We start from the raw sequence: 13,413 nt of genomic DNA on the forward strand, positions 1-13,413 counted from the left end.
TAGTCAGGAAAAAAACATATAAAAAGATGAAAAAATATATCAATATAATCAGTTTATTAATAACAATAGTATCGATTATCAGTTGTAATTCGGAAAAAGAAGACCATACAGGACACGATCATGCATCCGAAGAAAAAACAGGAACACATAAAAAAAATAACGGCAAAAATAACGGTAAAAATAAAAGCGAACATCAAGTTGAAAATGAAGAACATGCCAAAAATGAATTGCATTTAACAAGCGCACAAATAACATCAGCAAATATAAAAATAGCCGAAATTACCCAACGAAAAATACGCAATAGCATTACCGTAACAGGAACAATAGAAGTGCCTCCGCAAAGTAAAGCAACTATTTATGCGCCCTTAGAATCGTTTGTATATAAAACCTATTTATTGCCTGGCGATAAGGTGAAAAAAGGGCAGACCGTTGCCGTTTTAGAGCATCCAAATTTTATAAAATTGCAATATTCGTATTTAGAGGCAGTGAATAATAATAAGGTTACAAAGGCGGATTATGAGCGTAAAAAAATGCTGTTAGCAAACGAAATTACCTCAAAAAAATCGTTTCAAATAGCGCAAAGTATGTATCATTCTTCAAAAAGTTTAGTAGCTAGTTATGCTGCACAATTAAAGATGGCAAATTTATCGGCAAGTAGCATTTTAACAAATGGAATTCAACAATATGTGTATATAAAAGCGCCAATTTCGGGCTATGTGGTAGAAAATATCTTAAATAAAGGGCTTTTTTTAGCGGCAAATTCGGAAATGATGGAAATTATTGACACCGACCATATGCATGCCGAATTAAATGTTTTTGGAACAGATATTACCAAAATTAAAAAAGGCGATGAGTTTATTTTTAAACCTTCGGGAATTGATACCAAATATAAAGGTTACATTAAATTAATCAGTCAAAAAATAAACGATAAAACAAAAACGGTAAATGTTCACGGGCATTTTGAGGATGAAAAAAATAGCCTAAAATCAGGAATGTTTATCAATGCGGAAATATTATTAAATGGCGAAAAAACATTTGCAATTCCTCAGGCTGCAATTATAGAAAAAGAAGGCGAAAGCTTTATATTTGCTGCCGAAAATACTGTGGAATTTATTCCTTTAAAAGTAACTTTAGGGAATAGTGATACAGGTTTTGTAGCTATAAAAACAATTGAAGGAAATAATTTTGATGTTAAAATAGTTACGCAAGGTGCTCATTTTTTAAAGGGCAAATTATTACAACAAGCAGGTGGCATGGAAGGTCATGTGCATTAATTAGATGACGATGGATTTTAAAAAAAACCGATTATTAGCACTCATTTTAGTACTCATTCCTTTGGCGGGTTTTGCCCACGGAGTAGATGATAGTACCCAATTATTTTTAGTAAATAATAAGGGCGTTTCTTTTGGCGCTTTTCTTTATATGGGTGCCAAACACATGCTTACGGGCTATGATCATTTACTTTTTTTGGTAGGAGTTTTGTTCTTTTTGTATAAAACAAAAGACATTATAAAGTACGTTACTTATTTTACAATTGGGCATAGTATTACTTTATTATTAGGCGTATTAACTGATGTGAGTATCAATGCTTTTTTGATAGATGCCATTATAGCATTTTCAATAATATATAAAGGATTTGATAATTTAGGCGGTTTTAAAACGCTTTTTAACAAACAACCTGACACTAAAAAAGCCGTGTTAATTTTCGGTTTATTTCACGGGTTGGGGTTGGCTACTAAATTGCAAGAATTTCAATTAGATAAAGACGGGCTTCTTGTTAATTTATTAGGCTTTAATTTAGGTGTAGAAATAGGGCAGTTTTTAGCCTTAGGTGCAATTTTATTGTGTATTTCTTACTGGCGACACTTTGAAAGTTTTTTAAAATTTTCAAAGGTGACCAATATACTTTTAATGACTGCAGGATTTTTATTATTAGGATATCAATTAACAGGATATTTCATTTTATAACATACAGATAATGACAACAACAAATAAACAAAATTTAATGAGTAAAAAACAATTATTAAAATCAGTTTTTTTAGCATTTATTGTAGGATTATTAGTTCTTTTAGTAGCTATTTTACCTGCCGAATATGGCGTAGATCCTTTAGGTACAGGTAAATTAATGGGCTTTGCTAAGCTGTATCAAGAAAATAAAAAAGAGCTAGTAAGCGATGCTTCATCTAAATTAAATTTCAAGAAAATAACGCTTAAAAGTATTGGTTCTGATCCAAGTATTGTAAAACCTTTAGAGGCTAATAATCCGCCTTCTGAACAGCGATTAACTGAAAGAGAAGATAGTATTCGTGTTATTGTTCCTGCTAAAAAAGGGATAGAGTATAAGGTTAATACCCTTAAATACAGTAGTTTTAATTATGAATGGTCATCAGAAAAAAAAGATATTCTTTATACTGATTTTCATGGGGAAGTAAAACAAAACAACCCGCCTGAAGAGGTGTTTTATGAAAGTTATACCGTCGCATATTCTAATAATATGGCAGGAACTTTTACCGCTCCTTTTAAAGGAAAACACGGTTGGTATTTTAAAAATTTAACCGATAAAGATATTACTGTTGTTTTAAAATTAAAAGGACACTACAAAGTGTTTATGAAATAAGTAATTTTAAGGTTTCGCTTTCGTATCATTTAAAACAAGATTAATTGTACATTTGAAATTAAAATAAATTAAACTATAAAAATGAATAATAACAGACAATTAGATTTTCAATTACCAAAAGGAGGTTTTCTTTTAGGAATAATCGCTGTACTTGGAATTATTGCTTTTACAAAATCGACAGTAACCATAAAATCAGGGCAGGCAGGTGTTTTATATAAAACATTTGGTGGTGGTGTAGTAACTGACCAGCCAGCAATGGGCGAGGGGTTTCAAATTGTAGCACCTTGGAATAAAGTTTTTATTTACGAGGTACGTCAGCAAGAGATTTTTGAAAAAATGCAAGTTTTATCATCTAATGGATTAGAAATTAGACTAGAAGCTTCTGCTTGGTTTCAACCTCAATCTGATAAAATTGGTTCTTTACATCAAGAAAAAGGAGAAAATTATATTTCAAGAGTTATTCAACCAGCTATTCGTTCGGCAGCTCGTAGTGTTGTTGGTCGTTATACGCCAGAACAATTATATTCTAGTAAAAGAGATGTGATTCAAACAGAAATTTTTGCAGAAACAAAAAAGATTTTAGACAAGCAATTTATTCAATTAAATGAAATTTTAGTTAGAGATGTAACCTTACCAACAACCATTAAAACGGCAATTGAGCGTAAGTTAAAACAAGAGCAAGAATCTTTAGAATATGAGTTCAGATTAGTTACTGCTCAAAAAGAAGCTGAAAAACAAATTATTGAAGCAAAAGGTAAAGCGGATGCAAATAAAATTTTAAGCGCTTCTTTAACCGATAAAATTTTACAAGATAAAGGAATTGAAGCTACCTTAAAATTAGCAAATTCGCCAAACAGTAAAGTTGTTTTAATTGGTTCGGGTAAAAGTGGAATGCCAATTATTTTAGGAAATCAATAAAAAGCATTACACTAAAATTTAAGAATAAATTTAAAACTCTGAACAGTTACTTGTTCAGAGTTTTTTTATGCTGTTTTATTTTCTCTTTTAAGCGCCTGTTTAAATTTCATCTAAAAAAGTTTTGTAACATAAAAATAAGAAATCGAATCTGTCAAAGGGATTTTAGTTCCGTTTCGCATCCTGATTTGCCGTAGTTATTCCCTTTTTTTGATAATTCTTTAGGCGATTATTCTTGTCAATTCGAGTGATTTTAATGACTAGAAGGAATTTGAAGAAAAAAAATCACTCGAACTGACAGATTATTTGTGAATTTTTATAATAAAATTTTATTGACTACAAATTAAACAGGCTCTATGTTTTTTTATTAAAAAACTATAAAGTAAAAATAGGAGAGAAGTTTTCTTTTGATAAAAAATGAAACAAAAAAAGTCAGCTCAATTGAGCTGACTTTTTTATAAAATATATAAATAATCGAATTTAAGAATAATCTTAAATTAATTAATCTCTGTTACGTCTTCTTCCAAAACCTGAAGATGCACCGTCACCGCTACTTCTTCTTGGTGAAGAAGAACCTGTATCGCTACGTCTTCTTGAATCACCACCACTTCTTGAATCTCTATCTCTTGGAGCTCTATCTCTAGAACCTCTATCTCTTGGAGCTCTATCAGAACCACCGCTTCTTCGTCTTGCGCCGAATCCACCACCGCCACCGCGAGGTTTTCTTCCGCCACCACCGCCACCGCGATTAGATTTGGTAATTTCAATATTTACAGAACGTCCGTTAAAATCAGCTCCGTTAGCACTAAACGCTTCTAAAGTTTCTTTTTCGAAATTTTTATCTATTTCAAAGAAAGAAAAAGTATCTAAAATATCAATCGCTCCGATTTCAATTTTATCAGTAATTTTTTGGTCGTTAATTAATCCAATTAATGTAGCAGGATTTAATTTATCTTTTCTACCTAAGTTGATAAAGAAACGAGTCATGTTTTCATCTGTCGCTCTAGCTCTTGAATTATCTCTAGAAGATAACTCATTTAAATCGTCAGATTTGTTATAGTAGGTTAAGAATTTATTGAATTCTAAAGAAACGAATTTTTGAATTAATTCTTCTCTAGTTAAGTCTTCTAGTTTTTCATAGATACTAGGTAAAAACTCTTCAATTTGTTCGTTGTTAACCTCTGTAGCTTTTACCTTTTCAATTAAGTGCATTAATTGATTCTGGCAAATTTCTTTTCCAGTAGGTACTTTTTTAGCTTCGAATTTCTTTTTGATAATACGCTCAATAGAACGTAATCTACCTTTTTCTTTATTGTTAACTAAAACAGCAGAAATACCTTTGTTACCAGCTCTACCAGTTCTTCCACTACGGTGATTGTAGTTTTCAATTTGGTCTGGTAATTTGTGGTTAATAACGTGTGTTAATTCGGTAACATCTAATCCACGAGCAGCAACATCAGTTGCAACTAAAATTTGGATAGTTTTCTTACGGAATTTCCCCATAACGCTATCACGTTGTTGTTGAGATAAATCACCATGTAACGCATCTGCGCTATAACCATCTTTAATAAGATTGTTTGCTACTTCTTGAGTTTCACGACGTGTTCTACAGAAAATAATTGCGTAAATATTAGTATTTACATCTGCAATTCTTTTTAACGCTTGGTAACGAGTTCTTTCGTTTACCACGTAGTATTCGTGAGTAACGTTGTCAGAACCTTGATTTTTTTCTCCTGAAGTAATTTCAACAGGGTTAGTCATATAGTTTCTAGCAATTGCTTCAACTTCTCTAGGGAAGGTTGCCGAAAATAATAACGTTTGTTTGGTGTCAGGAGTTGCTTCTAATACTTTATCAAGCTCATCTTTGAACCCCATGTTAAGCATTTCATCAGCCTCATCTAAAACTAACCATTTTACGTTTCCTAAACGTAAGGCTCTACGATTTATTAAATCGACTGTTCTTCCTGGAGTACCAACAACAATTTGAGCACCTCTTTTTAAGCCTCTAATTTGTTCTTCAATATTAGAACCACCATATACTGTTACCACTTTTAAGTCTGGTATGTATTTAGCGAAATCTTTAATATTATTTCCTATCTGAACAGCAAGTTCACGAGTAGGAGATAAAATGATAGCTTGAGTGTTTTTGTCTGAACTATCTATTTGTTCAATAATAGGTAAACTAAAAGCAGCTGTTTTACCAGTTCCTGTTTGAGCAAAAGCTTTTAAATCATCAGTAGATGAAATAATTTGAGGAATTGCTTTCTCTTGAATTACAGTTGGTTTTTCGTAACCTAAATCTGTTAATGCTTTGTTTATTGGCTCTTTTAAGCCTAAATCTAAAAATGTTGACATATATACGTCTGTGTTCTTTTAGATTCACAGACGCCAGTATCTGTAAACCTGATTCTTAATTTGGACAATAGATTAATAGCTAATTACCTGGTAGTTAATAATCTAGATTTTATTTCAGTTAAATAATAAAATCCCGCAAATTTACGCTTTTTTACACTAAATAACAACTATTTTTTGTTGTTTTGTAAATTTTGCACTTGTTTGTTAATGTTTTTTGCAGATAAACTTGTATATCCGTTTTGGATAATACCTTGCTTGTCAATTAATACCATGCGTGGAAACTTGCTTGAAGAAAAATTACAAACAAGGCTCTTTTTAGGTAGGGTATATTGGTGTTTTATGGCTATTTTTTTAGTGTATCGCTTAAAATTATTGCATAAATTAACTATAATAAAGGTAACATTAGGGTTGTTTTTTATTAAAAAGTTTGTTCGAGATGAAATCCAGTCATCGGAAGCATATTTATAGTCTTTAAATAAAATAACCGCAGCCTTTCCTTTTATCAACTTTGAAATACGTTTTGTTTCGCCTGTGGCGGCTATTAAATTAAAATCGGGTAGTTTTTCGCCAACATTTAATAGCTTAAGATCATTAACCAATCGTTGCATATTTTTTTTCTGCTCAATATTGGTGTTTAACTTAAAAAATTCAAAAAACGTTTTGTTTTTGTTTTCATCGTTCGGTTCTTTAAAAAAATGACGAATTACCGTATTATAAAGTAATTTATTTTTTATTTTTTCCGAAGAAATACTCGCATCAATATTATTTAATAAATTTCGTGTAAAATTATCCGCAGTACCTTTTTCAAGATATACATCATTATATAACTTGTCAATTATTAAAGCATAATAGGGGCTGAAAAAAATTAAAGAATCTTTTTTTAAATTGATATCCGCCCGATAATCAAAATAAGAAGCTACTAATTTTTCAGGATTTTTTTTGGTGAAATTTTTAATAGCATATTGTTCTGAATACGTATAAACAGGGTAAAATAACGCTACCTTTAATATCTCTAAAAATTCTTTAGAAGCATTTTCTTTATTGTTTTTTTTAAAATCGATTAATTTTTGTTCTTTAATTTTTTTAATAGAATCAATTTTTATTAAAAAATCAGGCTGTGAAAGCTGGTATAATCGTTCAAAATTTTTGTCGTCTTGCTCGGTTTCTAAAAAAGCTTCAATTAATATATTATTTCTAGCGGCATCTTTTCCACTAAAAACTAACGATTCATCAAAATCCCAACTATTTAAGCGAAATAATAAACTGTCTTGAGGCTCTAAATAAACATATTGATGCTCTGGTCCGTGTCCAAAAACATACAAGCCTTTTTTTAAATTTTTATAAGAACCTAAAAAACTATGGTCTTTTTTTAAATAAATAGTGTCATTAAAAGCGTAATTGTCCGATAAAGTGATATAATTTGACTTCGGATTAATAATTTTACCGCCAAAATATGTGGTCTTGGGTGTTTTTGATGAATTACATCCAATGAATAAAATTAATAGAAGGGGTATTAAGTATTTAATCATTTAGCTGGTTATTAACGGTATAAAAAGATAATGTTCAAAAATAAACATATCGCTATCATTTTGTTGTTAATTCGTTGTTAAAAGAATTATCGCCGCCAAATGTAATGTGTTAAATAGTTCCTTGCAAATTCTTTTTAAGCGAGTATATTTTATACTTTTGTAGCCGAATTTAAAAAACTTTCAATGTTATCAGTTTCTAATTTATCAGTTCAGTTTGGTAAGCGTGTTTTGTTTGATGAAGTAAACACGAAGTTTACTCAAGGAAATTGCTACGGTATTATCGGAGCAAATGGAGCAGGAAAATCTACTTTTTTAAAGATTATATCAGGAGTACAAGAACCAACCTCGGGTCAGGTTCATTTAGAGTCTGGTAAAAGAATGTCAGTATTAACACAGGATCATTATGCTTTTGATGAGTTTACTACCTTAGATACTGTATTAAAAGGAAATAAAGAATTATATAAAATTAAATCGGAAATTGACGCTTTATATGCCGATTATACCGATGAAAATGCCGAAAAAATAGGCGAGTTACAAGTTCGTTTTGAAGAAATGGACGGTTGGAATGCCGATTCTGCTGCGGCAACCTTATTATCTAACTTAGGGATTAAAGAAGAAGATCATTATACTTTATTAGCCGATTTAGACTCTAAGAAAAAGGTACGTATTTTATTAGCACAAGCCTTATTTGGGAATCCTGATGTGTTAATTATGGATGAGCCTACCAACGATTTAGATTTTGAAACGATCGCTTGGTTAGAAAACTTTTTAGCGAATTTTGACAATACGGTAATCGTAGTATCGCATGACCGTCACTTTTTAGATGCCGTTTGTACACATATTTCTGATATTGATTTTGCTAAAATAAATCACTTTTCAGGAAACTATACTTTCTGGTATGAATCTAGTCAATTAGCGGCAAAGCAAAGAGCGCAACAGAATAAAAAATCCGAAGATAAAAAGAAGGAATTAGAAGAATTTATCCGTCGTTTTTCTGCAAATATGGCAAAGTCTAAACAAGCGACTTCTCGTAAGAAGATGATAGACAAGTTAAATGTTGATGAAATTAAGCCGTCTAGTCGTCGTTATCCTGCAATTATTTTTGATAGAGATAGAGAGGCGGGAGACCAAATTTTAAACATCGAAGGCTTATCAAAAGATTTTGAAGGAAAACCTTTATTTGCCAATGTTGATATTAATTTAAACAAAGGCGATAAAGTAGCAATTATTTCAAAAAGCTCGAAGGCAGTTTCTACTTTTTATCAAATTATATCAGGAAACGAGCAAGCCGATGCTGGTAAATTTAGCTGGGGAGTAACAACGACCCAATCGTATTTACCTTCTGACAACTCATCATTTTTTCAAGATGGCGAATTAGATTTAGTAGATTGGTTACGTCAGTACGCACAAACTGAAGAAGAAAGAGAAGCTGTATTTATTAGAGGTTTCTTAGGGAAAATGATTTTTTCTGGCGAAGAGGCTTTAAAGAAAAGTAATGTATTATCGGGTGGTGAAAAAGTTCGTTGTATGTTGTCGAGAATGATGATGACAAGAGCAAATATTTTAATGTTAGACGAGCCTACAAATCACTTAGATTTAGAATCTATTCAGGCATTAAACAACTCTTTAATTAACTTTAAAGGAACTATTTTATTCTCAACACACGATCACGAGTTTGCACAAACCGTAGCAAACAGAGTTATTGAAATTACGCCAAAAGGGGTAATCGATAAATATGCTACTTTCGATGAATATTTAGCCGACCCAAAGGTAAAAGAATTAAGAAAGAAGATGTATTCATAATATATTTTACAACATATTTATAAAAAGGAAGCACAAATATTGTGCTTCCTTTTTTTTGTGCTTTTTTGAAGTATATTTTTTTTTGAAGCTATTTCCCGCTTTCCGCACTCGCTTTTTTTATTTTTAAAGGGAAAAATAAAAAAGAGCTCAAACAATTGCTTCAATCGGGGCTAGGAAATCCGTAGTCTTAAAATTATTTTAGTTTTAAGAACCTAAATAGAAATTATCAATTCTAGCCTGTCAGTTCGAGTGATTTTTTTTCCTTCAAAAAAATAGTATCGAGAACTTTTTTAGTATCAAATTCATCAACAGAAAATAATTCAAATTCTCGATATCATTTTAATACAGACCTCACAGGTTTTTAAAACCTGTGAGGTCTATTTTTATAGCCATTTAATTTTTACAGCTTTATTTGATAATTTTCACTAATAAAATGATACTTTTAGCCGTAAAAACAAAGAGTGCCTTCTATGAAAAAGATCAATACCCGAAGAGGCATTTTTTTAAATAAAATTTAATAAACAGACTCTAAATAAAATCAAAATAACTATTTGATTACATTTAAATTGCTTAGAAAAAAAATACTATGACCATACAAGAATACATTACCAAAATAAATACGCTTTTTATAACTGGTAATGCCCGAGAACACTCTTACAGAGGCGATTTACAAAATCTTATTATGGCAATTTTGCCAGATGTTTTAGTAACTAACGAGCCCGCAAGAGTTGCCTGTGGTGCGCCTGATTATGTATTAACACGCAAAAATATCCCTATCGGATATATTGAAGCAAAAGATATTGGCGTTGATTTAAAAAGCAAAACCCTAAAAGAACAATTTGACAGATATAAAGCTGGTTTAACAAACTTAGCGTTTACCGATTATCTAGAATTTCAGTTTTATAGAAATGGCGAATTAACCACAAAAATTGCCATCGCTAAAATTGAAAATGGGCAAATTGTTGGAATCCCTGAAAATTTTAAACAGTTTACACAACTGATAAAAAACTTTGCGCAAATAGTATCGCAAACCATAAAATCGCCCACCGTATTGGCGCAAATGATGGCGGGTAAAGCCAAATTAATGGCGAATATCATTGAAAAATCATTAAATAAAGACGATCAAGACGAACATCGCTCGAATATAAAATCGCAAATGTTGTCGTTTCAACAAATGCTAATTCATGATATTGATAACAAAGCATTTGCCGATATTTATGCACAAACAATCGCTTACGGAATGTTTGCCGCCCGATATCACGACCCAACATTAGAAAGCTTTTCAAGACAAGAAGCCGCCGAATTAATCCCTAAAAGTAATCCGTTTTTACGTAAACTTTTTCAAGATATTGCGGGCTTCGATTTAGATGACCGTATTGCGTGGATTGTAGATGAATTAGTACAAATATTTTTAGCTTCCGATGTTGCCGACATCATGAAAAATTTCGGTAAAAGCACCAAACAAGAAGACCCTGTTGTACATTTTTACGAAACGTTTTTAGGGGAATACAATCCCGCTTTGCGGAAAGCTCGTGGTGTTTGGTACACACCGCAACCCGTGGTTAATTTTATTGTTAGAGCGGTTGATGATGTTTTAAAATCAGAATTTAAACTCGCTAAAGGTTTAGCAGATACGAGCAAAACAACTATCAGAGTAAAAACCGATATTGCTAATAAAAACTTTAAAAGCGGTTATAAAGAATATGATAAAGAAGTTCACAAAGTACAAATTTTAGACCCCGCAACTGGTACAGGAACTTTTTTATCCGAAGTTATAAAACACATTCACAAAAAATTTAAAGGACAACAAGGAATTTGGAGCAACTACGTTTCTAAAGATTTAATTCCTCGTTTAAATGGTTTTGAATTGTTAATGGCAAGTTATGCAATGGCGCATCTTAAAATGGATATGCTACTCACAGAAACTGGCTACAAACCCAAAGACGACCAGCGTTTTAATATATTTTTAACCAATAGTTTAGAAGAAGCCCACAAAGATAGCGGTACCTTATTTAGTGGCTGGTTAGCCAATGAAGCCGACCAAGCAAATGCCATTAAAAGAGATGCGCCTGTGATGTGTATTATTGGAAATCCGCCGTATGCCGTTAGTAGCACGAATAAAAGTGAGTGGATTTTAAATTTATTAAAAGATTATAAAAAAGATTTAAAAGAGAGAAATATTCAGCCTCTTTCTGATGATTATATCAAATTTATAAGATACGGACAGCATTTTATCCAAAAAAATGGAAACGGTGTTTTAGCGTATATTTCTAATAATAGTTTTATTGATGGAATAATTCATCGGCAAATGCGAAAAAATTTATTAGAAACTTTTGATAAAATTTATATTTTAAATTTACATGGTAATTCACGTAAAAAAGAAACTTCTCCCAATGGTTCCCCCGACCAAAATGTGTTTGATATTATGGCTGGTGTTTCTATTAATATTTTTTTTAAAACAGGCGATAAAAAACCAAAAGATTTAGGAAATATTTTTCATTATGATTTATTCGGAAAACGTGATTTTAAATATGATTTTTTATCAAAAAACTCATTTAAAACTATAAAGTGGAATAAAATAGAATCTATTGAACCAAATTATTTTTTTGAAAAAAGAAATACAAATGGAATAAAAATTTTTAATAAATATATTGATTTAAAAGAATTATTTAAAATTAATTCTATGGGAATTGCAACAGGAAAAGATAGTGAATTAGTTTCCATAGATGAAAATTTAATAAAAGAAAAATATTTAACATCGAATAAATTCTTTTACCGCCCATTTGATATAAGGTTTACAATTTTTGATAATAATATTTTACAAAGAGCTAGATATAAATTAATGATTAATTATATTATAGGCGAAAATATCGGTTTAAATGTAATAAGACAATCTAAAGGTTATGGACTTGAAACTCTAGTATCAAACAACTTAACAAATAGAGATTTTATAACTAATCACACATATAATTTCCCACTATATTTATATCCCGAAAAAAAAGATATTGATTTTTCCGAAGATAAAAAAGGAGAAGCAATAGCACGAGTTCCAAATTTAGATAAAAAAATCATCAATAAAATTGCTAAAAAATTAGGTTTAAAATTCACGAATGAGAAAGAGGAAACCGCAAAAACTTTTGCCCCAATTGATGTTTTAGATTATATCTATGCCGTTTTACACTCGCCAAATTATCGAGAAACCTACAAAGAATTTTTAAAGATAGATTTTCCTAGAGTTCCTTTTCCTAAAGATGAAAAAACATTTTGGGATTTGGTAAAATTAGGCGGAGAAATACGCCAAATTCATTTATTAGAAAGCCCAATTGTAGAAGATGCAATTACCCAATATTTAGGCGATGGCGATAATATAATTACCCGAAAATTAACAAAAACCGATATTGGTTATCAGGCTGTAACCGATACACACGGAAAAGTTTGGATAAACGACATTAATTATTTTGATAATGTTCCTTTAGTTGCTTGGGAGTTTTATATTGGCGGTTATCAGCCAGCTCAAAAGTGGTTAAAAGACCGCAAAGGACGAGAATTAGATTACGAAGATATTTTTCATTATAATAAAATTATCGTTGCTTTAACACAAACCGACAAAATAATGAAAGAAATTGATTTGATTGATTTTATAGAAAATGACGAGAAATAAAATTATATGGTTTAACGTATGAGGCAGACCTCACAGGTTTTAAAAACCTGTGAGGTCTTTACTTTAACTAAATAATTATCAAAATCCGTCAAGCTGAATTTATTTCAGATTCTCATCCTTATTTACTATCACACAAATAAGGCAAACACATAGGTTTTGTCCCTACATATTATCTTGTTTTGCGTTAGGGATTGAAGCAATTGTTTGAGCTCCTTTTTATTTTTTCTTTTAAAAAAATAAAAAGAGCGAGTGCGGAAAGCCCGACCTTTAGGGAACGCCCAAATTATCTATCTTAAATAGTTATAATCATAAAACAATAAAAAGGCGAACTTATAGGGTTCGCCTTTTATATATACATCGAAAACTCGTAATTCTCGATACTATTTTAATTCCTTTTAGTCATTAAAATTACTCGAATTGACAAGAATCATCAAAATAACTGTCAGTTCGAGTGTTTTTTTCTTTCAAAAAAATGTATCGAGAACTTTTTAGCATCAAAATCAATCAAACTAAAATTCTCGATACTATTTTAA

8 protein-coding genes are annotated in these 13,413 nt (G+C 30.9%); 6 read left to right on the top strand and 2 right to left on the bottom strand.

The window, feature by feature from the left end:
• Positions 1–26 precede the first annotated feature (26 nt).
• The 4 genes from DPIF8902391_RS11825 (at position 27) to DPIF8902391_RS11840 (ending at position 3,535) form a co-directional block, all read left to right on the top strand.
• Positions 27–1,274 carry an efflux RND transporter periplasmic adaptor subunit gene (locus DPIF8902391_RS11825; protein ID WP_172505944.1) on the top strand — a complete coding sequence of 416 codons (1,248 nt, stop codon included), beginning with the start codon at positions 27–29 and terminating at the stop codon, positions 1,272–1,274.
• A gap of 10 nt (positions 1,275–1,284) precedes the next feature.
• A complete protein-coding gene (locus tag DPIF8902391_RS11830; protein WP_198912932.1) occupies positions 1,285–1,968 on the top strand; it encodes a HupE/UreJ family protein in 684 nt (227 codons plus the stop codon).
• A gap of 37 nt (positions 1,969–2,005) precedes the next feature.
• A complete protein-coding gene (locus tag DPIF8902391_RS11835) occupies positions 2,006–2,617 on the top strand; it encodes a hypothetical protein (protein ID WP_232119690.1) in 612 nt (203 codons plus the stop codon).
• An 81-nt stretch (positions 2,618–2,698) separates the two neighbouring features.
• A complete protein-coding gene (locus tag DPIF8902391_RS11840) occupies positions 2,699–3,535 on the top strand; it encodes a prohibitin family protein (RefSeq protein WP_058885069.1) in 837 nt (278 codons plus the stop codon).
• A gap of 498 nt (positions 3,536–4,033) precedes the next feature.
• Here DPIF8902391_RS11840 and DPIF8902391_RS11845 read toward each other — a convergent pair whose 3' ends face one another.
• Together DPIF8902391_RS11845 and DPIF8902391_RS11850 are read right to left on the bottom strand one after the other, a co-directional pair.
• Positions 4,034–5,887, bottom strand: coding sequence for a DEAD/DEAH box helicase (locus DPIF8902391_RS11845; protein ID WP_058885068.1), 1,854 nt, complete (start codon positions 5,885–5,887; stop codon positions 4,034–4,036).
• 167 nt (positions 5,888–6,054) lie between these two features.
• Positions 6,055–7,416, bottom strand: a complete 1,362-nt coding sequence (locus tag DPIF8902391_RS11850; protein WP_172505947.1) for a TlpA family protein disulfide reductase — start codon at positions 7,414–7,416, stop codon at positions 6,055–6,057.
• Between the two features lie 183 nt (positions 7,417–7,599).
• Between DPIF8902391_RS11850 and DPIF8902391_RS11855 the strand changes: the two genes are divergently transcribed.
• A complete protein-coding gene (locus DPIF8902391_RS11855; RefSeq protein ID WP_172505948.1) occupies positions 7,600–9,219 on the top strand; it encodes an ABC-F family ATP-binding cassette domain-containing protein in 1,620 nt (539 codons plus the stop codon).
• A 586-nt stretch (positions 9,220–9,805) separates the two neighbouring features.
• Complete coding sequence (locus tag DPIF8902391_RS11860; protein WP_172505949.1) at positions 9,806–12,880, top strand: type ISP restriction/modification enzyme; 3,075 nt, start codon at positions 9,806–9,808, stop codon at positions 12,878–12,880.
• Positions 12,881–13,413 lie beyond the last annotated feature (533 nt).

The sequence above is a fragment of the Tenacibaculum finnmarkense genomovar ulcerans genome (assembly GCF_900239495.1).
In the GTDB taxonomy this organism is placed as follows: Bacteria; Bacteroidota; Bacteroidia; order Flavobacteriales; family Flavobacteriaceae; genus Polaribacter; species Polaribacter ulcerans.

Bases quoted from the DNA above. Each gene is read 5' to 3' on its own strand.
- DPIF8902391_RS11835 (WP_232119690.1), top strand. From the start codon at position 2,006: ATGAGTAAAAAACAATTATTAAAATCAGTTTTTTTAGCATTTATTGTA.
- DPIF8902391_RS11830 (WP_198912932.1), top strand. From the start codon at position 1,285: ATGGATTTTAAAAAAAACCGATTATTAGCACTCATTTTAGTACTCATT.
- DPIF8902391_RS11840 (WP_058885069.1), top strand. From the start codon at position 2,699: ATGAATAATAACAGACAATTAGATTTTCAATTACCAAAAGGAGGTTTT.
- DPIF8902391_RS11860 (WP_172505949.1), top strand. From the start codon at position 9,806: ATGACCATACAAGAATACATTACCAAAATAAATACGCTTTTTATAACT.
- DPIF8902391_RS11855 (WP_172505948.1), top strand. From the start codon at position 7,600: ATGTTATCAGTTTCTAATTTATCAGTTCAGTTTGGTAAGCGTGTTTTG.
- DPIF8902391_RS11825 (WP_172505944.1), top strand. From the start codon at position 27: ATGAAAAAATATATCAATATAATCAGTTTATTAATAACAATAGTATCG.
- DPIF8902391_RS11845 (WP_058885068.1), bottom strand. From the start codon at position 5,887: ATGTCAACATTTTTAGATTTAGGCTTAAAAGAGCCAATAAACAAAGCA.
- DPIF8902391_RS11850 (WP_172505947.1), bottom strand. From the start codon at position 7,416: ATGATTAAATACTTAATACCCCTTCTATTAATTTTATTCATTGGATGT.